The organism is Kitasatospora sp. NPDC101155 (genome assembly GCF_044768305.1).
Taxonomy (GTDB): domain Bacteria; phylum Actinomycetota; class Actinomycetes; order Streptomycetales; family Streptomycetaceae; genus Kitasatospora.
In genome coordinates this window covers 58,621-82,640 of sequence record NZ_JBIWPN010000015.1, presented here as the reverse complement: position 1 = coordinate 82,640, position 24,020 = coordinate 58,621, and the positions used below count along the sequence as shown (strand labels likewise).

17 protein-coding genes and 3 pseudogenes are annotated in these 24,020 nt (G+C 70.3%); 6 read left to right on the top strand and 14 right to left on the bottom strand.

What is annotated here, in order from left to right:
• The 3 genes and pseudogenes from ACIRYZ_RS23460 to ACIRYZ_RS23450 all read right to left on the bottom strand — a co-directional run bounded on the left by ACIRYZ_RS23460 (position 1) and on the right by ACIRYZ_RS23450 (position 2,914).
• The gene (locus ACIRYZ_RS23460; protein ID WP_402947120.1) at positions 1 to 663 is read right to left on the bottom strand and encodes a hypothetical protein; all 663 of its coding nucleotides are present in this window, start codon (positions 661 to 663) and stop codon (positions 1 to 3) included.
• Complete coding sequence (locus tag ACIRYZ_RS23455) at positions 660 to 1,811, bottom strand: hypothetical protein (protein WP_402947118.1); 1,152 nt, start codon at positions 1,809 to 1,811, stop codon at positions 660 to 662. Before ACIRYZ_RS23455 ends, ACIRYZ_RS23460 begins: the two co-directional genes overlap by 4 nt.
• Positions 1,812 to 2,074: 263 nt before the next feature.
• Positions 2,075 to 2,914: pseudogene (locus tag ACIRYZ_RS23450) on the bottom strand (IS5 family transposase).
• A gap of 1,078 nt (positions 2,915 to 3,992) precedes the next feature.
• Between ACIRYZ_RS23450 and ACIRYZ_RS23445 the strand changes: the two are divergent.
• Positions 3,993 to 4,883 (top strand): tyrosine-type recombinase/integrase, encoded by an 891-nt coding sequence (locus ACIRYZ_RS23445; protein ID WP_402947116.1) that lies wholly within the window; start codon positions 3,993 to 3,995, stop codon positions 4,881 to 4,883.
• A gap of 239 nt (positions 4,884 to 5,122) precedes the next feature.
• Here the strand turns inward: ACIRYZ_RS23445 and ACIRYZ_RS23440 are convergent.
• Positions 5,123 to 5,322, bottom strand: a pseudogene (locus tag ACIRYZ_RS23440) (DUF255 domain-containing protein); the annotation flags it as partial.
• On the opposite strand from ACIRYZ_RS23440, the gene ACIRYZ_RS23435 reads away from it, so the two are divergent.
• The 3 genes from ACIRYZ_RS23435 to ACIRYZ_RS23425 all read left to right on the top strand — a co-directional run bounded on the left by ACIRYZ_RS23435 (position 5,278) and on the right by ACIRYZ_RS23425 (position 8,154).
• Positions 5,278 to 5,547, top strand: a complete 270-nt coding sequence (locus tag ACIRYZ_RS23435) for a DUF6192 family protein (RefSeq protein WP_402947113.1) — start codon at positions 5,278 to 5,280, stop codon at positions 5,545 to 5,547. The pseudogene ACIRYZ_RS23440 and the gene ACIRYZ_RS23435 overlap by 45 nt on opposite strands.
• Positions 5,548 to 5,708: 161 nt before the next feature.
• Complete coding sequence (locus ACIRYZ_RS23430) at positions 5,709 to 6,875, top strand: serine hydrolase domain-containing protein (RefSeq protein WP_402947110.1); 1,167 nt, start codon at positions 5,709 to 5,711, stop codon at positions 6,873 to 6,875.
• 115 nt (positions 6,876 to 6,990) lie between these two features.
• Positions 6,991 to 8,154 carry a serine hydrolase domain-containing protein gene (locus ACIRYZ_RS23425; protein ID WP_402947108.1) on the top strand — a complete coding sequence of 388 codons (1,164 nt, stop codon included), beginning with the start codon at positions 6,991 to 6,993 and terminating at the stop codon, positions 8,152 to 8,154.
• Between the two features lie 99 nt (positions 8,155 to 8,253).
• On the opposite strand, the gene ACIRYZ_RS23420 is transcribed toward ACIRYZ_RS23425, so the two are convergent.
• Positions 8,254 to 8,955: a response regulator gene (locus ACIRYZ_RS23420; protein WP_402947105.1), complete on the bottom strand. Its 702-nt coding sequence runs from the start codon at positions 8,953 to 8,955 to the stop codon at positions 8,254 to 8,256.
• Positions 8,952 to 10,181: a sensor histidine kinase gene (locus ACIRYZ_RS23415; protein WP_402947102.1), complete on the bottom strand. Its 1,230-nt coding sequence runs from the start codon at positions 10,179 to 10,181 to the stop codon at positions 8,952 to 8,954. Before ACIRYZ_RS23415 ends, ACIRYZ_RS23420 begins: the two co-directional genes overlap by 4 nt.
• Positions 10,182 to 10,523: 342 nt before the next feature.
• Here ACIRYZ_RS23415 and ACIRYZ_RS23410 point away from each other — a divergent pair, with 342 nt between their 5' ends.
• Positions 10,524 to 12,773: an MMPL family transporter gene (locus tag ACIRYZ_RS23410; RefSeq protein WP_402947100.1), complete on the top strand. Its 2,250-nt coding sequence runs from the start codon at positions 10,524 to 10,526 to the stop codon at positions 12,771 to 12,773.
• Positions 12,774 to 13,160: 387 nt separating this feature from the next.
• On the opposite strand, the pseudogene ACIRYZ_RS23405 reads toward ACIRYZ_RS23410, so the two are convergent.
• The 3 genes and pseudogenes from ACIRYZ_RS23405 to ACIRYZ_RS23395 form a co-directional block, all read right to left on the bottom strand.
• Positions 13,161 to 14,099: pseudogene (locus tag ACIRYZ_RS23405) on the bottom strand (transposase); the annotation flags it as partial.
• Positions 14,100 to 14,157: 58 nt separating this feature from the next.
• Positions 14,158 to 15,069, bottom strand: a complete 912-nt coding sequence (locus tag ACIRYZ_RS23400) for an NADP-dependent oxidoreductase (protein ID WP_402947097.1) — start codon at positions 15,067 to 15,069, stop codon at positions 14,158 to 14,160.
• Positions 15,070 to 15,188: 119 nt separating this feature from the next.
• Positions 15,189 to 16,733 (bottom strand): MFS transporter, encoded by a 1,545-nt coding sequence (locus ACIRYZ_RS23395; RefSeq protein WP_402947095.1) that lies wholly within the window; start codon positions 16,731 to 16,733, stop codon positions 15,189 to 15,191.
• Positions 16,734 to 16,933: 200 nt separating this feature from the next.
• Here ACIRYZ_RS23395 and ACIRYZ_RS23390 point away from each other — a divergent pair, with 200 nt between their 5' ends.
• Positions 16,934 to 17,623 carry a TetR/AcrR family transcriptional regulator gene (locus ACIRYZ_RS23390; protein ID WP_402947093.1) on the top strand — a complete coding sequence of 230 codons (690 nt, stop codon included), beginning with the start codon at positions 16,934 to 16,936 and terminating at the stop codon, positions 17,621 to 17,623.
• Positions 17,624 to 17,903: 280 nt separating this feature from the next.
• Here ACIRYZ_RS23390 and ACIRYZ_RS23385 read toward each other — a convergent pair whose 3' ends face one another.
• From ACIRYZ_RS23385 to ACIRYZ_RS23365, 5 genes are all read right to left on the bottom strand, one after another.
• Positions 17,904 to 20,141: a GDSL-type esterase/lipase family protein gene (locus ACIRYZ_RS23385; RefSeq protein ID WP_402947090.1), complete on the bottom strand. Its 2,238-nt coding sequence runs from the start codon at positions 20,139 to 20,141 to the stop codon at positions 17,904 to 17,906.
• A 524-nt stretch (positions 20,142 to 20,665) separates the two neighbouring features.
• Positions 20,666 to 21,874 carry a DMT family transporter gene (locus ACIRYZ_RS23380; protein ID WP_402947088.1) on the bottom strand — a complete coding sequence of 403 codons (1,209 nt, stop codon included), beginning with the start codon at positions 21,872 to 21,874 and terminating at the stop codon, positions 20,666 to 20,668.
• Positions 21,871 to 22,236 (bottom strand): hypothetical protein, encoded by a 366-nt coding sequence (locus tag ACIRYZ_RS23375; protein WP_402947085.1) that lies wholly within the window; start codon positions 22,234 to 22,236, stop codon positions 21,871 to 21,873. Before ACIRYZ_RS23375 ends, ACIRYZ_RS23380 begins: the two co-directional genes overlap by 4 nt.
• A 60-nt stretch (positions 22,237 to 22,296) precedes the next feature.
• On the bottom strand, positions 22,297 to 22,722 hold the full coding sequence (locus tag ACIRYZ_RS23370) for an organic hydroperoxide resistance protein (RefSeq protein ID WP_402947082.1): 426 nt from the start codon (positions 22,720 to 22,722) through the stop codon (positions 22,297 to 22,299).
• A gap of 125 nt (positions 22,723 to 22,847) precedes the next feature.
• Positions 22,848 to 23,897, bottom strand: coding sequence for a hypothetical protein (locus ACIRYZ_RS23365; protein WP_402947080.1), 1,050 nt, complete (start codon positions 23,895 to 23,897; stop codon positions 22,848 to 22,850).
• Between the last annotated feature and the right edge of the window lie 123 nt (positions 23,898 to 24,020).

Sequence of the window (24,020 nt, the reverse complement as noted above, 5' to 3'; positions counted from 1 at the left end):
TTACTCCTCCTCCGACAGGTACCGTGCCGCGTCCACGAGTTGGCCGTCCCGCCCGGCGCCGAGCAGGTCGGCGGGGTTGCCGCCCAGCCAGCCATTGGCCGACAGCCACCAGTCCGCGACGCCCCACGGGTCGCGTTCGGCGTCCAGAACGGTGTTGACCTCCACCACCGTCGGCAACGGCGTGCCCGCGACGCCGAACTGGAAGCCGGGCAGCCGCAGCCTCCCGCCGGGCCCGGTCAACCTCAGCAGCCCGGCAGCGCCAGGATCACCGCCCAGCAGCCGCACCTCGTCGGGGTCGAGCGCCGGTACGGCCAGGATCCTCGCCCGGATCGGGCCGAGCACCGGGCCGACCATGCGGTGGCCGTCGAGCACCAGCACGGCCAGGTCGTCCGCATGGAAGCCGAGGTGCGACCGGTCCTGCGGGTCCCCGGCAAACCGGGCACCGGACGCGTCGTCGAGCCGTCCGGACTCGGCGTCCGGCAGCGCTTCCAGCAGCAGCCGGGCCGCCTCCTCGGCCGCCTGCAGCCGGGCTGGCCCGTCCTGCTCGGCGGATCTCAACGCCTGCAGCCGCGCCTCCAGTTGGCGGCCCGACACGGGTTCCATCAGGCCGGCCAACCGGTCCCAGTCGGCGGCGGCGGCCGCAAGCACCTCGTACGGGTTCATCGGGTCCTTCCGGCGACGGCCTTCACGACGGCGAGTTGACGTTCAATCAGGTCTGCGGCGGCGGGCCGCCGCACCACGAGGTGCACCTCCCACTGCGCACCGCGGATCAGTTCGGCCTCCACCGCGGCCCAGAGCATGCCGAGACTGACCTCGTACGGCAGCCCGCCCCGGCCGGAACCGAGCAGCGGAAGACAGATCGAGCGCAGCGGAGGATCGAACTGCCGGCGTTCCTCGGCGAGCACGGCGAGCGCCCGGGCGACCGCCCGGGTCACGTCCGCCGGCAGCACGTCGTAGTCGTTCGTCCCGAGGCGCGGGACCGCCACCGCGGCGTGATAGATCCGCCGAACGCCCTGCTCCACCAGCGCCCCCGCCCCGACCGCCGCCACGGTTCCCGGCAGGACCGCCCGGCCCGGCGCCCCGTGCCGGACGGCCCACCTCCGCAACTCCTCGTGCACCAGGTCCTCGACGAGCTCCCCGGTCGACCCGCGCAGCGCTCCCACCCGCCGAAGCGACGCCGACACCGACGACTTGTACGGCTCCGGCAGCGCCAGATAGGTGTTGGTCGGCGAGACCACGACGTCCACATCGCGCAGCAGATCGACGGGGTGGACGTGCACCGTCACCAGCGCGGTCCGCTCGCCCACCCGGACCCGCAGCGACCGGTGACCCGACGACGCGGGTGAGAGCGGCCCGACATCCCCCGCCTCCCCTGCCTGGTCCGCCTGGCGCGACTGCGCTGCCCGATTCGGCTGCCCCGCCCGCGCGGCCATCCGGATCACCTGCTCGGCGACCTCACCCAGCACCAGCGCCTCGTGGTGCTTGCGGAATCGCTCCACGCTCACCCCGTACACGCCCGCGGCATGCTTCCGACGGTCGGCGGGCGGCCAGTCGCGAGTGCCCTGGGCCAGGCCGAGGCTGTACTCGGCGGCCGTGTGAAGGTTGCCGGGATCGATTCGCGTCACCGCCAGCCGCAGCAGCCGCTCCACAGCGGCGGGCCGCGACTCCCGCCCGTCCGGCAGGTCGATCATGTCTGCGGCCCGGGCCAGCGCCGGGAGCTCCAGCTCACGCAGCCGTACCAGGCCGACTCGCCGCAATTCCCGCACCTCCCTGAGAACTGACGTGTGGTCCGGCAGGTCGCTGTGCAGCATGCCCGAAAGGATCGCACCGTGCCGACGGCGGCGACAAGCTGGATCCGCCCTCCCATCCAACCACCCCGCCCGGGCGGCTTCGGGTCGCTTTCCGGGCGCACCTCGGGCACCCGCCGGACAACGGCACGCGGATCGCTCCGCGGGTCGAAGCCGATCTGCAGAGCCTCTGGTGATCGACGGCAGCGTCCCCGGGCCGGATGCCGACATGGTGGGGCCGTCGACGGCGGCGAGGCTAGTGGGCGTTTCGTCCGTGTTTCCGGGGTTCAGGTTCCGCGCCAGGTGGGGGCGGTCTCGCCGGTGAGGCGGCGGGTCATGAGGCCGATCATCGCAACGTGGACCATGGCTTCGGAACGGGCCGGTAGGGCTTCGTAGTCGCGGGCCAGGTGTCGGTGGTTCATCAGCCAGCCGAAGCTGCGCTCGACGACCCAGCGGCGGGACTGGACCACGAACCCCCTGGCGGCGGGGTCGCGGCGGACGATCTCGACGTCGATGCCGAGGGCGGCTCCGTGTTCGATGACGGCGTTCTTGTAGCCCATGTCGGCCCAGGCTTTGGTGACCGTCGGGTGGTCGGCGGCCACTTGGGTCAGCAGCTACCGGCCCGCGGTGCCGTCGTGCACGCCGGCGGCGGTCACCAGCACGGCGAGCAGGAGGCCGAGGGTGTCGGTGACGATGTTCCGCTTCCTGCCGACGATCTTCTTTCCGACGTCGATGCCCTGGGTGGAGACGGGGACGTTCGTGGAGGTCTTGACGCTCTGGGAGTCGAGGATGCAGGCGGTGGGCTCCGGGTCGCGGCCTTCGGCGGTGCGGACCAGCCGCCGCAGGAGGCCGTTGAGCTGCTCGAACACTCCCTCGCGCTGCCAGCGGGCGAAGTAGGCGTAGACCGTTTCCCAGGGCGGGTAGTCGTGTGGGAGGTAGCGCCAGGGGATGCCGGTGCGGTCGACGTACAGGATCGCGTCCAGCAGGTCGCGCAGCTCGTGCTCGGGCGGCCGGCCGAACGCGAGGGCGCGTTCGGTGCGGGCTTTTCGCCACGCGGTCAGCGTGGGTTCGACCAGCGCCCAGCGGGCGTCGGACAGGTCGCTCGGATACGGTCGGCGATCCGTCATGATGACGGCATACTGCGCGATTGCCGCTTTGACCAGAGACCGCGGCGCCCGGCGGACAAGCACGACTCGACCCGGCATCCTGGGATGAGACAGGAGGAACGGCGCAGTTCCGGCGGACATTCGTGCAGTGGTGGCGCTGCTGTCCCAACAGCCTCCGGAGCCACCGCAGGCGGCTCGACTGAACGGTGCGGAATCCAGTATCAACCAGCTCCCACACGGACAAAACGCCCAGGTACTGGGCGTTTCACCCTGATTCCGAGGTTCATCTTCCGCGCCAGGTCGGTGTGCTCTCGCCGGTGAGTCGGCGGGTCATGAGCCTGATCATCGCGACGACCACTCCCGCACCCACCCGGAAAGGCCCGCAGCACACCGGCCCGTGCCACGAGGACGCTTGAAGGAACGTCACAGTGGCACCACGCCGATAGCCGAGCCGACGACCACCCAACGACCACCAACGGAAAAGGCCGTTTCCACCATCCGGTGGAAACGGCCTCCGACCTGCGAAAATGCTGGTCGGGACGACAGGATTTGAACCTGCGACCCCTTGACCCCCAGTCAGGAAAGGCTCCCATATTCCTGCCTGAAATGCGCTCGCACACACGTCGTGCATGTGCAGATGAGCATGTTTCGCGCACCTCGTGCGGCAGCACGCATGACGTGTGGTCCCCAGCTGGTCCCCAGATCAGGGGCTTGACAGCCGCCACACCCACCACTCCCACAACTCTGGACACGCCATCACCACTTGATCCTAGGAGGAGTCCCATGACGCAGCGTCCCAAGCGGGGCAGGGTGTACCGGCGGTGCGGGTGCACTGAGGAGAACAGCAGGAAGCAGTTGAGTCCGCGGTGTCCACAAGTGGCCGCCGACACCGCGCATGGCCGGTGGACGTACGCGGTCGACCTGGCGCCCTAGGACGGCAAGCGCCGGACTCGGCGGCGGGGCGGGTTCGCCAGCCGGACGGAGGCGGCCCGGGAGATGGCGCGGGTACTGGATGCCGAGTACCGGGGCGTGTACGAGGACCGCACGCTGCGCCCCGAACACCTGGGCGGGCTATCGGGCCTGTATCGAGCGCGACCTGGTGCCCGCGTTCGGCGGCACGCTGCTCGTCGACCTGCGGCCCAAGCACATCGACGCCTGGGTGGGCGCGCAGCTCGCCGGCGGCCGCGGGCGCACCACCGTTCACCATGCGGTGGCCATGCTGCACAATGCCCTGAACCACGCGGTGCGGACGTGGCGCCTGCGCTACAACCCGGCCAAGCACTCTGTCCCCGCCAAGCCCCGCGCTGCTGCCCGCAGCTGCTGGACCCCCGACCAGGCCGCAGCCTTCCTGCGACACAACACCGAGCACTACGCCGACCGGCTCACCGACCTGTTCGAGGTCATGCTCGGCACCGGCATGCGCCGCGGTGAGATCCTCGCCCTGCACTGGTCGGACGTGCATCTCATGGACCGTCAGCTCTACGTCTGCTGGACCCTGACCGCCGTGAACAACGGGAAGATCCACCTCGGCGAGCCCAAGACCGAGGCCAGCCGCGCCTGGATCAGCCTCTCCCCCAGGGTCATGGCCGCCCTCCAACGTCAGGCCGCTCTCCAGATGGCGGCCCACCCGGAGGGCAGGCTCGAAGGCCTGGTCTTCGCCCGCCCGGATGGCGAGCCGCTGCGCCCACAGTGGGTCCTCGACCAGCTCCGCAAACGCACCGCCGAACTCGACCTGCCGAAGATCGGCCTGCACGACCTCAGACGCACCGCGGCCAACATCATGATCGCCGCCGGCATCCCCCTCGCCGTCGTCTCCAAGACCCTGCGCCACTCCAACCTCGCCATCACCGTCGACCTCTACGGCCACCTCCTCAAAGACTCCGCCGACGATGCCGTCAAAGCACTCGCCTCCGCACTCGACCGGGCGGACGCCGAGGTGGCCTGCCCGGCCGGTCGCTCGGCCCGCCACGGCTTCGGCAAGGCGGCGTGACCGGACCGGGCGTCAGGTCCCTTCGCGGGTTTCCGGTTGGAGGAGGTCAAGCAGCAAGTCCTGTGCTGCCCGGTCCGGAAGGGCGAGCGCGACGGGGACCGGAAGCGCGCACGCCGGTATGGACCGGACTGCCCGTGCCGGTCCTGGCGACAGCGGGCGAGGTCCAGCGATCGAGTGTCCGCGCAGACATCACCCACCGACGAACCAGCTCCGACCGGATCGACCTCGGCCAGCCAGGGGTACAACTCGTGCGCCATCACGTGACACCAGCGAATTCCCAGAAGCATAAGTGGCAGGACGCATAGCCCACACTCAAGAGGATGGGCACGTCCCGCCGCTTGGCTTCATTGATCGCCTCCTCTCCCCATGGACACCAATCCACCGGGTTGGAGGCGTGCTGGAGCAGGTACGGCGACGTCGCGTTCGCGAGTCGGTTCATACCTGCATCGGCCCACGAGCCGGAGCGCAGGCGCTGCAACTGACGTCCGGGTTCCCGGACAGGAGCCACGACTACCCAGGTCGGCGAACAGGACGTTACGAGCACGAGACGGTCAACCGCGACCTGTCCCGGGTCCGGAACGCATCCGACTGGGTGGAGTCCGCGGTCACGACCGGCAGCTCGAGCCTGGACGAGGGCCCGGCCGCGCTGCTGCGGGGCGAGTAGCGGCACCAATGGCCAGGAGTACGGTCCTGGCCGGGGCCCGCTCCCGGAGTCTGCTCCCGGGCGCGGTTTCGTCCTGGGTACGGACGAACTTTCCTGTCCCCGAATGGTCCTCTTGATCAAGGCCGGGAATCACCGGCGCCATTCATCGGAGGGGTCCTTTCGTGTACGAGCATGCACCGCACCGCCGCTTCCCGCTCTCCCGCCGGGGCAGCCGGCACCGCGCGGCGGCGGTCGTGACCGCCCTGGCCGCCGTGGGCATCACGGTCGGGGCGCTGGCACCGACCGCGGCGTTCGCGGGCGGTCGACCGGACAGCGTCCAGTCGAACCTGAACACGCTGGTGAAGGACGACGGCGTGCCCGCCGCACTGGCCACCGTCAAGGGCCGGGACGGCCGCACCCACAACTACACCGCCGGCGTCGGCAACCTCATCACCAAGGCCAAGGTCCCGGTGGACGGACAGATCCGGATCGGCAGCAACACCAAGACCTTCACCGCCGTCGTCGCCCTCCAGCTCGTCGCCGAGGGAAAGATCAGCCTCGACGCCTCCGTCGACACCTACCTCCCCGGCCTGCTGCGCGGCGACGGCATCGACGGGCGCAACATCACCGTCCGTCAACTGCTCCAGCACACCAGCGGACTGCCCGACTACGTGGACAAGGGCGCGATCCTCGCCGATCCGAAGCGGTACTTCGAACCGCGTGACCTGCTCGACGCGGCGCTCGCCCAGAAGGCCCACTTCGCCCCGGGCGCCCGCTGGGAGTACAGCAACACCAACTACCTGGTGGCGGGCCTGATCATCCAGAAGGTCACCGGGCGGCCGCTCGGCGAGGAGGTCAACCAGCGCATCGTCGACCGCATCGGCCTGCGCCACACCTACTTCCCCACCCCGGGGGACATGACCATCCACGAGGCCCACCCCGAGGGGTACAACCAGGACGCCGACGGCTCGTTCCACGACTACACCGAGCTCGACCCGTCCTGGGGCTGGGCGGCGGGCGCCGTCGTCTCCACCAACAGCGACATCGTCCGCTTCTACACGGCGCTGCTCGGCGGCCGGCTCCTCCCCGCGGCCCAGCTCGCCGAGATGCGCACCACCGTCCCCGCGGACGAGGTGGGTCCGGGCGTCCGCTACGGGCTGGGCCTGATGAGCACGCCGCTGTCGTGCGGAGGCGTGTTCTGGGGCCACGGCGGGACCATTCCGGGCTACTACACCGCCGGGGGCGCCACCGACGACGGCCGCGCCGTCAACCTCGCGGTAACCATGATCCCGGGTGACGCGGCCGGGAAGGGCGTGGAGGCCGCAGTGGACTCCGCCCTGTGCCACTGACCCCGCCCGATCCGGCCTGAGCATCGGCACCGGTACGACCAGCGGGTTCTGCGCGCACCTGTGCGCAGAACCCGCGCGCCATGCCATTTCCGCCCTCCAGCAGAGGAGTTCCTCCATGAACGAGCACGTGCAGCACAACCGGGCCCAGCTGTGCCACCGTGGCCGGCGCGGGTTGGCGGTGGCCGTGGCCGCCGTGGCCGTCACGGTCGGGGCACTGGCACCGACCGCCGCGTTCGCGGGCGGCCGGCCGGACAGCGTCCAGTCGAGCCTGAACGCGCTGGTGAAGGACGACGGTCTGCCCGCCGCGCTGGCCACCGTCAAGGGTCGCGACGGCCGCACCCACACCTACACCGCCGGCGTCGGCAACCTCGCCACCGGGGCCAAGGTCCCCGTGGACGGGCAGATCCGGATCGGCAGCAACACCAAGACCTTCACCGCCGTCGTCGTCCTCCAGCTCGTCGCCGAAGGAAGGATCGGCCTCGACGCGTCCGTCGACACCTACCTGCCCGGCCTGCTGCGCGGCGACGGCATCGACGGACGCAACATCACCGTCCGTCAACTGCTCCAGCACACCAGCGGCCTGCCCGACTACACGGACGCCCCCGCGCTCTCGGACTTCAGCACGATCCAGCACCGCTACTTCGAGCCCCGCGAGCTCCTCGACGGCGCCCTCGCCCAGAAGGCGCGCTTCGCCCCGGGCACGCGCTGGGAGTACAGCAACACCAACTACATCGTCGCCGGACTCCTGATCCAGAAGGTCACCGGACGGCCCGTCGGCGAGGAGATCACCAAGCGCGTCATCGACCGCATCGGCCTGCGCCACACCTACTTCCCCACCCCGGGGGACATGACCATCCACGCGGCCCACCCCGAGGGTTACAACCAGGGCGCCGACGGCTCACTCCACGACTACAGCGAGATGGACCCCTCGATGGCCTGGGCGGCGGGGGCGATCGTCTCCACCAACAGCGACCTCAACTCGTTCTTCACCGCGCTCCTCGGCGGCCGGCTCCTGCCCGCGGCGCAGCTCGCCGAGATGCGCACCACCGTCCCCGCCGAGCTCCTGGGCCCGGGGATCCGCTACGGGCTGGGCCTGCAGAGCAAGCCGCTCTCCTGCGGCGGCCTCCTCTGGGGCCACGGCGGGACCATTCCGGGCTACCGCTCCCGCGGCGGGGTCACCGACGACGGCCGCGCCGCCAGCATCACGGCCACCACCATCCCCGGCGATGCCGGGGCGCAGCACATGGCGGACGCCCTGGACGCAGCCCTCTGCCACTGAACCACCCCCGGCGCGTTCGGGTTGCCGGACACCGGGCGGACGGCCCCGCAGCTTCCGTTATCGGGAGCCGCGGGGCCGTCCGCGAAGTACTGCTGCGCTTCAGCCCGCCGGGTTCGCGCTCCGGGGCTCCACCAGGCCCGTCTCGTAAGCCGCGATCACCGCCTGGGCACGGTCGCGGACACTCAGCTTGGCGAAGATGCTGGTGATGTAGTTCTTGACCGTGGAGACGCTGATGCCCATCGCCGACGCGATCTCGGCGTTGTCGAGGCCGGTGGCCAGCAGGTGCCACACCTCGATCTCACGGGGCGTCAGTTCACCCAGGTCGGACACCGGCACCAGCGATGGCGACTGCGGCAGGCGGGGTGTGGTGACGTACGTGGAGATCAACCGGGTGAGCAGGCGCGGCGCCACCGCCGCCTCCCCGGTGTGCACGGTGCGCACGGCCGCCGAGAGCTCCTCCGGGGAGACGTCCTTGGGCAGGAACCCGGAGGCGCCGGCGCGCAGGGCAGCCACCACGTACTCGTCCATGTCGAAGGTGCTCAGCGCCAGGACCCGGCATGCGGGCAGCTCCCGCGCGATCCGCTCGGTCGCCTGGACCCCGTCGAGAACCGGCATCCGGATGTCCATCACCACGACGTGCGGCCGGTGCTGGTGCGCGAGGTCGACCGCTTGCTGCCCGTCGTCCGCCTCGGCCACCACCTCGAACGCCGGGTCCGGTGCCAGGATCAGGGCCAGGCCCCGCCGCACCAGCGGCTGGTCGTCCGCGATCAGCACCCTGATCCGCTCCGGGGTTCCCGTCATCCGAGCCGGTCCTCTCCGTCGGCCGGCGCCGCCGGCAGGCTGGCCATCACCCGGAAGCCACCACCGTCGACGCCGCCGGCCACCATGCTGCCGCCCTGCAGCGCGACCCGTTCGCGCATGCCGATCAGACCGTACCCGGTACGGCCTGCCCTCGCTCCGGCCGCGCCGCCCGCCCCCGTCAGGGCTCCCACCAGGGTGTCGGCCGGCGCGGCGGCGCCGTTGTCGGACACCTCGACGGTGACCCGGTCGGGGTGGTACGTCAGCTGAACCCGCGCCTGGGCCCGGCCGGCATGCTTGCGGGTGTTGGTGAGGGACTCCTGAACGATCCGGAACACCGCGAGGCTGGTGCTCGGCGGCAGCGGACGCTCCTGCCCCAGAACGGCGAACTCCGTGGGCAGACCGGCCCTGCGGGACTCCTCGACGAGTCCTCCGAGGTGCCCGACGCCGGGCTGCGGCGCGGACGGCGCCCCGTCCGCCTCCTCCCGCGCGTCGCCGGCCCGGAGCACGTCGAGGAGCTGGCGCATCTCGCGCAGCGCCATCCGCCCGGAGCCCTCCAGCGTGACCAGGGCGTCGCGCACCACCTCGGTGTCACCCCCGAGGTTCGCTCTGGCGCCGCCGGCCATCAGCTGCATGGTGGTGATGTGGTGGGCCACAATGTCGTGCAACTCCCGTGCGATGCGGCGCCGTTCCTGCGCCACCGCGCGGTCGGCCAGCATCCTGCGCCTGAGCTCCACCTCGTGCTGCCAGCGCTTCAGCACCTCGGCCGAGACGATGACCAGCGCCGCGGCGAGCACGTTGACCGCCACTTCCCCCGCCGGAGGGGGCAGCGGATGCCCCTGCCCCAGGAGTGGCACGGCGGCCGCCAGCAGGGCGGCCGGCGCCGCCATCGCGATGCCGCGGGAGCGGGCCACGGCGAACAGCGCGACGCACAGCGTGCCGTTGAAGTGCTGCGGCACCGGCCCGCTCAGGTTCAGTGCCAGGCCGAGGACCAGCACACCCGCCAGTGACGCCAGCGGGTAGCGGCGCCTGGTGAGCAGCGGCATGGCCGCCAGTACGAGCAGGACCAGGGCGGTCAGGGCGATCGGCTGACTTCCGTCCAGACCGCCGACCGTGTAGCCGAGGAGGTCCAGGGCGGCCGCCCCGACGGCCACCAGCGCGTCACTGGCCGTCCAGGGCAGGCCGTCGGCTCTCGGCGACGGCGGCAGGGGCCGGTGGTGCGTCGACATGCTGGGTGCTGGTCCTTTCTGTGGCCGGTCGGCACTGGCCTTCGCCGGTTCGCCGCGGCCGTCATCCGTGAGGCGTGTGCCGTTCCCGCAACGGCCTGCCCCCCCCCGGGGGGGGGGGGGGGGGGGAAGCCTCCGCGGTCCATTCTCGCAGCGGCTCCCGGCCCCGGGCAGGCACCCCGGACCGATCCCTGACCAGGCCCCTGGTCCTGGTCAGGGCCGTGTGCCGGGCCCAGGTCCTGACGGCGTTCTCCTCCCCCGCTCGGACGAGAAGGCCCGGTACGCCGTGATGGTCTGGAGACGTGCCGGGACTCCCCGGTTACAGCACCACAGCCGGAGGACATCGTGATCCGTGCCCTGACCGGATTCTCCACCAGGAATCCGTGGAAGGTGATCGCCGTATGGGCGGTCCTGGGAATACTCCTGACCATCCTGAGCCAGACCCTGATCTACCGGGTGACCCAGACGCAGACGGCCGACTTCCTGCCGAAGAGCTACGACTCGGCCGCCGCCATGGAGATCGCCCACGACCGCTTCGGGACGAAGCCCGACGCCAACCCGGTGACCATCCTGGTCGCGCGGACCGACGGCCGGGCGCTGACCCCCGCGGACCAGGAGCAGATCGACGCCGGGGCGAAGCGGCTGAGCCGCCTCAAGGTCACCATGCCCAAGGTCAAGGACGCGGCGCCCCTTCAGCACGACTACTCGCAGATCCCCCAGGTCGGCCCGGCCATGACGGCACCTGACGGAACCTTCGAGCTGCTCTCCGCCAACCTCACCGGAAACTCCGCCGACCCGGGCCTGGAGAACACCTTCCGGGCGTTCCGGGACAACGCCCGGGCGGAGTTCGCCGCCCAGAACCTGCGCACCGGCTTCACCGGCGCACTCGCCGAGCAGGTCGACTCCGCCGACGACGGGAAGGCCCTCGCAACCATCACCGCCGCCTGCATGGTCGGCCTGATCGTGCTGCTCCACGTCCTCGTGTTCCGCAGCGTCCTGGCCGCCCTGCTGCCGCTGATCTCGGTGGCCCTCATCAGCGGCGTGGCCAGCGGCGCGGTCGTGGGCACCGCGCTGCTCACCGGCATCAAGATCGACACCTCCGTACCGAGGCTCATCGGCGTGGTGCTCCTGGGCATCGGCATCGACTACTTCCTGTTCATGATGTTCCGCTTCCGCGAGCAGTTGCGGGCCCGACCCGATCGCCACCACCGCGCCACCGCCGCCGAGGTCAGTCAGAAGGTCGGCACCGCGGTCACCTCGGCCGCGCTGACCATCGTCGCCGCCTTCGCCACCCTCGGGGTCGCCAGCTTCGGCCAGTTCCGGGTGCTCGGCCCGGCCGTCGCGGTCTCCGTCCTGGTCATGCTGCTGGCCAGCCTCACTCTGATGCCCGCCGTGCTCGCGGTCTGCGGACGCAAGCTCTTCTGGCCCTCACGCGCCCTCAAGGCCGAACCCCGCCCCGGCACCGCAGCCCGGTTCGCCGACCTGGTGGCCCGCCGGCCGCTGACCATGGTCCTCGCCTCGCTCGCCCTCCTGGGCGCCCTGGCCGCCGGGCTGGCCGGGATCAGGATGGACTACGGCCTGGGCGGCGGCCCGCGCACCGCGTCCCAGACCACCGCCCTCGAAATCTCCCGCGCCCTGCCCGCCGGCGTGGCGGACCCAACCAGCGTCTACGTCGAGACCAAGAACGCCGGCCCCCTCTCCCCCGGCGCCCTGGACGGCCTGACCCAGCGCCTCACCCGGGTCGCCGGCGTCGGCCAGGTGGCCAAGCCGGTCCTGAGCGAGGACCGGCAGGCCGCGCGGATCGACCTGTTCCTCACCGAGGACTCGCAGTCCCAGCGGGCCCGCGACCTGGTCTCCGGCCCGATCCGCGCAGCCGTCGCCCAAAGCACACCCACCGACCTGACCGCGCACGTCGGCGGCACCCCGGCCGTCTTCGCCGACGTCTCCACCGCAGTCGACCGCGACCTGCGGCTGGTCTTCCCGGTCGCGGCGGTACTGATCGGGGTGATCCTCCTCCTGCTGCTGCGCAGCCTGCTCGCACCGGTGGTCCTGATGCTCTCCGTCGGCCTCGGCTTCGCGGCCACCCTCGGCGCGGCCACCCTGCTGTTCCAGCACGGGATGGACAAGCCGGGCGTCAACTTCATGCTGCCCCTGGTCCTGTTCCTGTTCGTGGTCGCACTCGGCACCGACTACAACATCCTGATCAGCGACCGGATCCGGGAGGAGATGGAACACCCCGGGCCGCCCCGCGCAGCAGTCGCGCGCGCCCTGCGGCACACCGCCCCGGCCATCGCGACGGCGGGCCTCGTTCTGGCCGGCTCCTTCGGCAGCCTCGCCGTGACCCCGGATCCCTCCACCCAGCAGATCGGCTTCGCCACCGCGCTCGGCATCCTGCTCTCCGCGTTCCTGCTGTCCATCGTCCTGGTGCCCGCTATGGCCGCGATCCTCGGCCGCGGCCTGTGGTGGCCCCTGCGCCCCGGACGCACGACCGCCCAACCCACCGGCCGGCACCACACAGGCACGCCGCTATCGCCGCAGTCGCCGCCCCGGTCCCAGTGGCCCGCGCCGCAGCACCAGGACACCTACTACCCCTAGAAGACAGATGCAGGTCCTGGTGTGGTCCGGGCTGCCGCCGCCAGGCGGTGGCTCGGATTTGCCAGGTGGTGCCGCCGTGGTGGAGTCCGAGGTTCGCTGATCAAGGGAGATCAGCAGGTCAGCGCGCTATTCATGAGCCTGTGGTCGCAAAGTGGTCGTCCCGCGAGCGCAGACCGGGAGTGGAAGGTCCCGCGCGCTCGACCCTTCGAGGCGATCACCATGCGCTGCTCACCCGCCCCGCCGACAACCGAGACCGCGGACACGTCTACCGGCGTTGCGGCTGTCGCGACGACCAGCCCGCCTGCCTCGGGATCAGGAAAGTGCTGCCGAGAAGTGGCAGCACCTACGTGTCGGCGCACGAGCTCAACATGCTGTCTGCGGGTCGACGGCACCGGCGCGAAGGGTGCCGTCCTGTTCCAGTGCGGGGTGCCAGACCCGGCCGGGCAGGACCCGGATGGCTTTGCGGATGGGTTCGGTGACGGCGTGTCCGACGGAGAAGGTGATCTGGATGCCGCATTTCCGCAGGCCGCGCAGGTGGGTGAGGAACGCTTTCGAGCTGCCCGCGCTGTCGGCACGGATCAGGATCGGGGTGCCGTGGCGGTGGGCGTCGGGGATCTGCGCGAGGGCCTGGGCGAGGACGGCGATGTGGTCGGCGGCGGTGTTCGGTCCGGCGTTGCCGGGCCGCAGGATCCCGGCGAGGGCTTCGCCAGTGTTGTCGAGGGAGCAGAGCAGCGGGTGGTAGCCGAAGCCGCGTTTGTAGGTGGCGGCGGCCTGTTCCTTCTCGGAGTGGCAGGTGACCAGGGTGGCGTCGATGTCCAGGACCAGGCCCGGCAGTTCACGTCCTCCGGCATGGGCTGCGGGTATCGCGCGTCCGGTCTCGTCCGCCTGCAGCCAGGCGACCTCGCGGGCCTGGGCCCTGGCTGTCCGTAGTGCGTTCAGGGCCGCTTCGTCGATGCCGGCGAGCACACGCCAGGCGGTCGGGGTGGAGGCGACGGGCCCGAACACCTCGCGCTGGTCGCGCAGCACGGCGAGGTCGGCGATCGCTTCGCCGCCGTCAGCGAGCATCACCGCCAGGTCCACCGCGACGCGGCCGGGGTCATGCCCGGCCCCGCGTGGCCGCAGCCGGTGCAGGACATCGCTGAAGGCGCTGGTCAGCGAGGTGGCGCCGGCGAGATCCGCGAGCAGACGCGAGCCGGCGTGGTTGGCCACCCCGTTCCCGTCGGCGCTGACGACGAGCCTGGGCCGGGACCGGGTAGTGTGCACGCAGAAAGTGCCTTCCTGCTGGAACGACTGGGACCTTAGACAAGCCTCATCGTTGCAGCTCATAAGGCACTTTCGCTTTTCTGATCATGGTCCGAGCGTGACTCCAGATGAAGCGCGCAGGCTAGCTGACGATGAGCACGAGCCTGCCTCGGATGCGGCCGGTCTCGCTGGCGCGGTGTGCTTGGGCGATCTCTTCGAGCGGGAAGGTCTTGTCGACTGGCATCCAGAAGCGTCCCGCTTCAATGAGGGTGCCGATGTCGTTCAGTGAGTGGAAGGCGTTGCCGTCGGTGAATCCGTTGCTGAAGTGCACGCCGTACTCCTTGGAGCCTGCGAAGTCGGCGAGGGTCACCACGTTGGTCGAGCCGCCCGCGAGGTCGATCAGGTCATGCAGGACGCCGTTGCCGACGACGTCGAGCGCGGCGTCGACGCCGTCGGGGGCCAGGGCGCGGACCCGGTCGGCCATGCCCTCGCCGTAGGTAACCGGCTCCGCACCGAGCAGCGCGAGGTATCCGGCGTTGCCGGCGCTGGCGCAGCCGATCACCCGTGCGCCGCGGGCGGCGGCGAGTTGGACGACTGTGCTGCCGATCCCGCCGGAGGCGCCGTTGATGAACAGCGTCGTCCCGGCCTTCACGTGGAGCTGGTCGAGGCTGCGGGTCGCGGTCTCCAGCGCGACGGGCAGCGCTGCGGCGTCGACGAAGCCGAGGGCGGGCGGGATGATTGCGCGGTAGGTGAGCAGGGCGAACTGGGCGGCGCCAGCCTGGGTGTCGGAGACGCCGAAGACGCGGTCGCCGACCTTCACGTCGGTCACCCCGTCCCCGATCTCGTCCACGACGCCCGCAACGTCAGCGCCCGTGGTCTGCGGGAGCGGGTGGCCGAAGTTGAGCTCGCCGCTGCGCAGTTTGGGGTCGGTGCCGCTGATTCCGGCGGCGTGCACGGCGACGCGTACCTGGCCGGGGCCAGGGTGCGGGTCGGGAAGGTCGACGATCTCCAGGACTTCGGGGCCGCCGTACCGGCTGAACTGGACTGCCTTCATGATTCTCTCTTTTCTCGTGCGGTTTGTGCGGTCGAGGCTTACTGGACCGGGGCCGGGATTCTGGTGGTCTGTGGCTGTCCGGCGTGGCGCCGAACTGCTTCCCTGGCTGTCTTGGTGGCTCAGTGGGCGAGGGCGGGTTGGTCCGGTTCGCCGGCGGGCAGGCGGCCGCTGCGGAACAGGGCGGCGGTCAGCAGGGCGCCTGCGAGGAATAGGGCGGCGGCGACCCAGAACACGAAGTGGTAGCCGGCGAGGGTCGCCGCGGTCCTGGTGGCGGTCTCGGCCGCGGTCGCGGCGTGTGCGGTGAGGTAGTGCGAGGTCGCCATCGTGTCGAGGGAGCTGAAGGCGGCCAGCCCGATGGCGCCGCCGATCTGCTGGGTGATGTTCACCATCGCGGATGCCACTCCGGCCTCGTGGGAGCGCACGCCGCTGGTGGCCGCGTTCTGCCCGGGGCCGAAGATCAGCCCCAGGCCGAGGCCCAGGACCAGCAGGGGCGGGAGCACGCCGGTGGCGTAGGTCGAGTGGGTGCCGAGCCCGACCAGCATTGCCATGCCGATCGCGGAGAGCAGGCAGCCCACCGGCACGATCGGGCGCGGCCCGATGCGCGGCAGCAGTACTGCGCCGGAGATGATCGCTCCCACCATCACCAGGGCGATCATGGGCAGGAAGGCCACACCGGTCGTGATCGGCGAGAAGTGCAGCGTCTCGGCGAGGTAGTAGGTGACGAACAAGAACACTGCGAACCCGCCGGTGCCTGAGATCCCGATGGCCAGGAACGAGGCGCCCCTGTCGCGGTCGAGCACCACCGGCAAGGGCAGCAGCGGGTTGCGGGCGCGCCGCTCGACCAGCATGAACACGGCGACGAGCAGGATTCCCAGGGCGATCGGTGCCAGCGTCCAGGCATCGCTCCAGCCCTTGGTTGCGGCGTTGCCGAGGCCGTAGACGATGCCGACCAGGCCGAGCAGGGCGAGCACCGTGCCCGGCAGGTCGAGCCGGGTCCGCTGCGGCCGGGCGTGGTCGACGAGGAAGAGCAGCGCGCCGATGACGGCGAACGCCGCGATGATCACGTTCACGTACAGGCACCAGCGCCAGGAGAGGTCCTGGGTGAGGATGCCGCCGAGCAGCAGGCCGAGCGCACCGCCCGCACCCGAGATCGCGCCGAAGACACCGAACGCGCGCCCGCGCTCGCCCGCGTCGTCGGCGAAGGTCACCGACACCATCGACAGTGCCGCTGGTGCAAGCAGGGCCGCGAAGCCGCCCTGGGCGATGCGTGCGATCAGCAGCACGTCGAACCCGCCCGCAGCGCCACCGAGTGCGGACGCGGCAGCGAAGCCGACCGCGCCGAGGATGAAGATCCGCTTGCGTCCGAACAGGTCGCACAGCCGACCACCGGGCAGCAGCAGGCTGCCGAACGCGAGCGCGTACCCGGTCACCACCCACTGGCGGTTCGCGGTGGAGAAGCCCAGATCCAGCTGAGCGGTGGGCAGCGCGATGTTCACGATGGTGGAGTCCAAGATGATCATCAGCTGGGCCAGGCTCAGCACGACCAGGGCGATCCAGCGGTTCGGGGAGCGCGGTTCCGCACCCGCCCGGCCGTCCTTGGTCAGGGTTGCGGAACCTGTTGGCCGTTCCGCTTGTGCGGCCGCCTGTGGCACCTCGGGGTTCATGTCGACCCTTCCTTGGGTTTGCGGCAGCGTCGGGCACCGCGCCGGTGTGGACGCGTGTCGCCGATCACCAGTAGAGCGGGTGGGGGCTGCGAAGGAGCTGTTGACCATCCCGGCTCATCTACCGTCGCACGGCTAACTTACCAGGGTCAAGTTAAACTTACCGTTGGTAAATTAGGCTACCGCTGGTATTCTCGGTGACCGTGACCACGGAAGATGCCCCCACCGGCGAGAGCGTGTGGCTGCGCGATGCGGGCGAGCGCCCACCGCGCCGCGCCACCCCGCTCACCCTTGAGCGGATCGTGGCCGCCGCCGTCAGTGAGCTCGACGCGCACGGAGCTGAGAAGCTGACGATGCGGCGACTGGCCCAGCGACTCGACGTGAGCTCGACGGCGCTCTACTGGCACGTCAAGACGAAGGAAGACCTGCTCGACCTCGCGACGGACCACATCATCGGCGAAGTACCGCCACCGGCCCCCGACCTTGAGCCGCGCGCCGCGATCTACGCGCTACTGCTCGACTGGCATGCCGTGATGGTGGCCCACCCCTGGTCGCCCGGCTTCTTCAGCCGACCGCTGCTGGGGCCGAACGTCCTGGCGCGCACGGAGTACCTCCAAGCCGAACTGACCAGCGCCGGCCTGTCCGGCATCGACCTCGCCTGCGCCACCCGGCTCCTGGTCAACTTCGTCATCGGCGCGGCGATGGCCGACGCCACCTGGCGCTGGCTGGACAACCCCGCCGTCCTCGACAAGGCACGCGCCCACATCGCCGACCGCGCTCACCTCTACCCGACGCTCACCACCTCAGGCTTCATCGAAGCGCCCTGGAGCGACGACGAACTCTTCAGCCGCGCCGTCGAACGTGCCCTCGAAACGGTCATCCCCCCAGCCTGACCCGAGCCCGCCCCGCACGGAACGGCCTGCACCGCCAGGGCCACCGCGACGCGACTACTTGCCATTCGTCCAGACCTCTCAGATCCTCCCCTCGCTCTACTCCGCAGCGGCAGCCCGAGGCGGCGCCGGGGCGTCGGGGATCCGACGGGCAGAGCCCCGGGACCCAAGGGGCAGGGGTTCCGGGGCTCTGATCGTCGTCCCCGCTTGAGGCGTTCCTGGTGGGCTTGACGGTGGTGCCGTCGGTGCGGGAGACCTGGCGGCCGGTCGGTGCCGGGGGTGTTCAGGCGCCGATGGTGACGGTCCCGCCGTATCCTGGGAGACCTTGGCCGACGGCGTTCCAGGTCACCAGCCAGACTTGGTAGTGGTGGCCGCGCACCAGCCCGTCGATGTGCACTGACAGCCCCTTGACCGCGGTGCCCTCGATGTATGCGCCGGGGGTGTCCCTGTCCCAGATGATGATCTGGTAGCGGTCGATCGTGTCGGTGTAGGGGCCTGTCGCCGCGTTCCACGCGGTGTCGAGGCCGGTGGCGGTGGCGTGGGCGACGATTCCGGTGGGCGGTGGGGCGGTTTGCGGGTGTGCCACCGCGGTGACGATCGGGGACCAGTCGGACTCCCCGTCAGTGGCGTTGAGGGTGCGGACCTGGTATTCCCACTGCCAGCCGTCGGCGGTCCACGAGGTGTCGAAGCGGTTCGCCGGCGGCGTGGACTCGGTCCAGTCGAAGCCCCGGCCCGCGAGCCTGGACCGGACGGTGTAGCCGCGGGCGCCGTAGACCTTGTCCCAGGTCACCGTGATCCCGGCCGGGTTGGCCTCGGCTTTGACGTTGCTGGGCACGGGGGTCGGCCGGGCCGGGACGTTCGTGGGGACATCGGGCACGAAGGATCCGATGCCCCAGCCGTCGTGCAGGGTGCGCTCATAAGCCTGGGCGATCTGGTACTCGCCCAGTGCGTTGGGGTGCAGACCGTCGTAGCCGGCCGGGCAGCTGTCGACCCCGCAGCTGTAGTTGCCGGCCCAGTCGACCAGTTTCACGGGGGACGTGGCGGTGCTCCACGACGGGATCGCGGCCTTCAGCATGTCGTTGTAGGCGGCGGTCTTGACGGGCAGGTCGTCGCGGCCGCCGATGTGGGTGCGCTGGGGGACGTTGGCCAGGGCGATGTCGAGGTCGGGTTTGGCGGCCCGGGCCTCGTCGACCAGCGTGTGCATGCTGTCGAGGGTCCCTGCGGAGTCGCTGACGAACCAGCCCATGTCGTTGAACCCCAGCCCGACCAGGAGAAGGTCGGGCTGGTACCGCTCCACCTGAGCCCTGATCAGGTTCTTGTCCTGGGCCGCCTGTCGGCCCCAGACCGAGAAGTGGTCGCTGTCGAAAGGCAACAGCCCCTCGGCGTACGAGCCGCCGGCGCGGACTTCGCCCGACGTGGCGGAAACTTCTCCCTGCAGAAGGGGCGGGGTGGGGGGTGTCGGGGCATCGGGCTCCCGGGTGCCCTTGTAAGGGCCGGCGAAGTCGACGGAGACACCCTGGTTGAGGAACCACTGGTACAAGCGGTAGCGCCAGGTCCAGTCGCCCTCGCGACCCTGGCTCATCGAATCACCCACCACCATGACCTTGAGCGTCCCGCTCGGAAGGGAGCCACCCCCTTGGCCGCCCACGCCCCGCTGGAGTAGTTGGAGTCGTGAGACCAGGGCTGTGGCCATGCCGTTGCTGAAAAGATTGGCCATGAATGTGAGCGGGGTTTCCCAGAACTTGTATGCCGCCGCCCAGCGTCTCAGCGTGGTCTGGATGTTGGCGATGATGCTGGCGGACTCGGCGCTGGCGAATTGCACGAGCGCTCCGCCGAACCCTCCCGCGACCGCACCCCAGATCGCGCTGCCCAGCGCGGCCCCCCAGACTTCCGCGTCGATCGGCTTCTTGTCCAGGGCAGCGCTGATCACTTCGCCGATGCCCGCCGACAATCCCCCGGCCACGGCTCCGCAGACCGGTGCGGCGGCAGGAGCTCCCACGTTGAAGGCGGCCAGGCACGCCGCCCCGACGACCGTTGCTATCAGGACGATGGACAGGCCGGTGACGAACTTCTTCCAGAACCCTGACCACCAGCTCGCCCAGCTCGCGGCGGCGATATCCGGCGACGGCACCACGATCACGAGGCTGTGGCCGACGACTCGTATGGTTCCGTCGTAGTCGATGCTGTTGTCGGTCTCCAGCGGGTAGAGCCCCACATCGACCTGCTCGGCCCGCCGAACGAAGGACTGGGCCAGAGAAATCCCGTGGGCCTGATCTGCGTGGGTGGTGTCGACCACTTCCTGCATCTTCTGCTGCAGCTGATCAGGATGGTCCGTCAGGGCGAAGTCGATGGTCGCCACGACGTCGCTGTCGCTGTTGGCCAGTGAGCGAAGGCCCCCGGAATCCCCCGCGCAGCCCACGCGGACCCCCGCGCCGTTGCGGTCGAGCGGCTTCTCGTCGAAGGACGTGGCATTCAGGGAGCAGCCGGTGGCATTCACCGCGGCGGCGGCCTGCTGGCTCACGTCCGGCAGGGCGGTACCGGTCACCGTCAGCGCCAGTGAGAGGCCAAGCGCGATGAGGAAGCCACCCCCAAAACCTCTTCTTCTGGTCGAACCTGGCCTATTCATGCTTTTCAACACTCCTGTTGCTTTTCGGCCGGAAGCGAGCAGGGTGAGCTGAGACGGGGTGCCGCTTCCAGGTCCGGGGATATGCGTGGCGGTACCGGCGTTGCCCGTGGAACGCGGCGTTCAACTTCCGGCGCGGGTCAAGAACGAGGCAGATCCGGTGGGTTCACAAGGCTCGAATTTGCGCGGGCTGTGCCGGGTGTAAAAGATCGCCAGCCAGGCGACCCTGTCTCAGGCGATCCGGGCCGATTCGCTCGGTGGTGTAGAGCGTGGCCATGGTGTCTCCATTCACAGGTATTCGGATCACAGGTATTCGGATCACAGGTATTCGGATCACAGGTATTCGGAAACGGTGGACGGGTTGCGCGGCCAGCAACGAACGCAGACCGGAGCGCGCGTCGGACTGCGATCGGACGGGCGGTCTACCGACGTCGGCTGGGACCCGCCGACGCCTCAGTGGGACCGTCGAGGTCCGGCTCCTCTTCCGCCGCGTGCGGCATACGCAAGAACAGGGTGTCGAACGCCCCAGCGCCGTGGTAGGTGAGGGTGACCGTTGGGCTCTCGTCCTCGGTGTGCCTTGCCCAGTCCACTCTGGGGTCCCGTTTGACGGGGTGGGGGAACGTCAGGTGCTGCGGTGTGTACGGGGGTTGGGGTGCGTACGGGGCGTAGGCCGGGTACGGCGGTATTCCGGTACGGCGGTGTCTGCCCTGCTGTGCCGTGGCTTGTTCCACGCCGCCGCTCGTCACCACGACCGTGACGCCGACGATGATCAACAGGAGCCCGGGCACGGTCGCGGGCTTGATGCCCTGCCCCAGGAACCACCACGCGGCGAGCGCCGCCACGGGGGTCTCCAGCAGGAGCAGGACGCTCATCGTCGTCGCCGATGTCCTGCCGAGGCCGAAGTTCAGCGAGCCGAGCCCCAGAATCTGGGGAAGGACGAGCAGACCCAGCAGCGACAGGTGCGTGGACCTGTCGAAGCCCGTCAGCGGGATGTGGGCCGGCCGGCAGACGACCAGGAGTTCCAGACCGCAGACCAGCGAAGTGACCGTCGAATACAGCGGTGTGCTCACATCCGCGCGCGACCGTTCACTCAGCGCGGTGTACCCGGCCTGGGCGACGGCCCCGACGAGGGCGAGCAGGTCACCCAGCAGCGCCGTACCACCGGACCTGATGTCGAAACCGCCCGCCGCGACCGCTCCCACCACGGACAGCGCGAGACCCGCCCAGGTCCGCCGGGACGACCGGAGACCCTGCCCCGCGGCGATGAGAGCCTGCCAGACGGGCTGGGTGGCGACGAGCGCCGTGGACATGGCGACCGAGGTCAGCCGGGTGCTCGTCATGAACGCCGCGAAGTGGAGGGCGAGCGCGGTCGCCGCGAGGAAGCCGAAGACCAGGGGCCGCCACTGCTCCCGGCGCAGGAGGCCGCGTTCTCCCCGAGCGACGCGCACCACCTCGCGACGGCGCAGTAGGAGCAGGAGAGGCCCGAGTACGGCGAAGCCCAGGCAGTTGCGCCAGAAGGCCATGGCGAGCGGCGAGGCGGAGGCGGCGGCGGTGAGCGGGGCGGTGGCCGAGACGGAGACCACGGTGACCGCCATCGCCACCATGGACAGCGGATCGAGCTTGGACTTCACGCCTTCGTCCCGCCGTCCGCGGTCGGCGTGACGGCGGCGGATGCCGGGGTTCCGATGCCGTCGCGCGTGGAACGCGGCGGCGGCACATGGGCGTTCGCGTGGCGGTACGACGCGCCGTCCTTCCCGCCGCGGCCGCCATCGAAGACCTCCATGCCGTGCGAGCCCAGCCGCATTCCGTGGCGAACTCGCACGAACTGCCACAGGGCTGCGGACATCGCGGGTATCGACGTGCCGTCGGTGGTTGCCGCACCGGCGTCCGGCAGGTGAACGGCATCGCCCGCGAGTATGTGCAGGTGTGGAGGCAGACCGTTTTTGTCGAACGCAGCGAATGGGTCATCGGTTGCATGACCAATATTGATCACTGGGTACGCGGTTTCTGTGTTGTGGGAAGTGGGGGCGGCGACTCAGGGCTTCGACGGCGCCTACTGGACCGTGGCTGTGAGCCTCACCTCGATGTTGCCCCGGGTGGCGTTGGAGTACGGGCACACTTCATGTGTGGCCTTCATCAACTGGTCGGCCGTGGACTGCTCCAGGCCGGGCAGGTGTGCGGTGAGCGACACAGCCAAGGTGAAGCCGCCGGTATCCAGTGCAAGCAGGCTCACCTTCGACTGGACGGTGGAGGCGGACAGTTCGACGCCCCGCCCGCCGGCGATCAGGCGGAGTCCGTTGTGGAAACAGGCCGCGTATCCGGCGGCAAAGAGCTGCTCCGGGTTGGTCCTGTCGCCGCCGGGGCCGCCCATCTCCTTCGGGACCGCCAGGACTTCGTCCAGGACGCCGTCGAGGGAGCGGACTTCGCCGTTACGGCCGTCGCCGGCCGACAGGGCCTCGGTGGTGTACAGCGCGGACATGTCGGGTTCTCTTTTCGTCGATGCCACGGATAGTGGGCAGAGGTGGTGGAAATGATCAGGCCGGTGCTTCCTCGTCACCGGCACGACAGTGAGGTTCATGGGGTACGCGCCGGCCGGTGGTGCGGTCAGCGGACGTCCACCTGGCGCAGGGTGAAGCCGTCATTCGGTCCGCCGGCCAGCAGGGCGGCCAGGCCGCCGCTGAGCGCGTAGGTCATGCCCCGGGGGCCGGCCGTGACGGCGCTGGTGACCGGGTCGGTGACGGTGTCGGTGACCGTGACGGTGGCGGACTTCCATTGGTGGGCAGGGCGGACCCGCTGCACGACGGCGGCCTGTCCGCTGAGCAGTCCGCTGCTGATCGCGGCGATCGACCCGTCCGGCAGGACCCGGATGCCCGCGGTGATGGTCTTGAGCCCGGTGGAGAGCTGGACCTTGGCGGCCTGTTCGGGGTGGTGGACCGGCACCCGCACCAGGCTGCCGTCGGCCATCGCGAGGATGAGGATGTTTCCGGGCATCCATGCGACGGCGCTCATGCCCACGTCGTTCAGGAAGCCCGGGATGTCCAGCTTCCCGGCCAGCAGGTCGTCGCGCAGGAGGATGGAGGCGTGGCCGTAGCGGTCGATGCGGAAGATCGTCGGGGTCAACTCGTCCACAGCGTACGCCGTGCCGTCGGGAGCGATCGTCACGTCGGACAGCAGATGCTGCTTGCCGTCGTTCGCGACCTTGTCCAGATCGGCGTACCACTGACGGCGTCCGCTGTGGGCGTCGTAGGCGGCGACCCCCGCGATCCGGAACTTCGTCGCGGGCGTGGAACGGTCGGCCAGTCCGTAGTCCACGTTGGTGGCCAGGATCCGGTTCCGTTCCGAGTCCACCCGGACGGCCTGCACGGACACCATGTCCTTCTCGTCGACGAGGGTCCGCACCGTCCCGTCCAGACCGACGGAGGAGATGGTGCTGTGGGCCAGCGAACCCACCACGAACGTCCTGGAGTTGGGGTCGTAGTCCACGGAATGAGGGAAGACGCCAGGACCCTTGGCGGCGACGACGCCGGGTGCCGCCGTACAGGAGTGACTGTGGCCGGGCGTGGCGGCATACGCGCCGGTGGCGCCGGTCAGGGTGGTACCGAGTGCGACGGTGGCGGTGAGGGCCACGGTGATCGCGGAGAGCTTCAGCCTCATGGGTCGTGCTTCCTCTCTGCGGGCGGCTTGCGCTGACCCTTCGAACGCCCCTCGCTCAAGGGCAAGTTGAGTTGAGTCGAGGTCAACACTGCGTTCTGCTCGTGGCTCCGAGTGTGGTGGCAC

Excerpts from the sequence above, each read along its gene's own strand:
- ACIRYZ_RS23460 (WP_402947120.1), bottom strand. The coding sequence starts at position 663 with ATGAACCCGTACGAGGTGCTTGCGGCCGCCGCCGCCGACTGGGACCGG.
- ACIRYZ_RS23455 (WP_402947118.1), bottom strand. The coding sequence starts at position 1,811 with ATGCTGCACAGCGACCTGCCGGACCACACGTCAGTTCTCAGGGAGGTG.
- ACIRYZ_RS23425 (WP_402947108.1), top strand. The coding sequence starts at position 6,991 with ATGAACGAGCACGTGCAGCACAACCGGGCCCAGCTGTGCCACCGTGGC.
- ACIRYZ_RS23420 (WP_402947105.1), bottom strand. The coding sequence starts at position 8,955 with ATGACGGGAACCCCGGAGCGGATCAGGGTGCTGATCGCGGACGACCAG.
- ACIRYZ_RS23415 (WP_402947102.1), bottom strand. The coding sequence starts at position 10,181 with ATGTCGACGCACCACCGGCCCCTGCCGCCGTCGCCGAGAGCCGACGGC.
- ACIRYZ_RS23400 (WP_402947097.1), bottom strand. The coding sequence starts at position 15,069 with ATGAAGGCAGTCCAGTTCAGCCGGTACGGCGGCCCCGAAGTCCTGGAG.
- ACIRYZ_RS23395 (WP_402947095.1), bottom strand. The coding sequence starts at position 16,733 with ATGAACCCCGAGGTGCCACAGGCGGCCGCACAAGCGGAACGGCCAACA.
- ACIRYZ_RS23370 (WP_402947082.1), bottom strand. The coding sequence starts at position 22,722 with ATGTCCGCGCTGTACACCACCGAGGCCCTGTCGGCCGGCGACGGCCGT.
- ACIRYZ_RS23365 (WP_402947080.1), bottom strand. The coding sequence starts at position 23,897 with ATGAGGCTGAAGCTCTCCGCGATCACCGTGGCCCTCACCGCCACCGTC.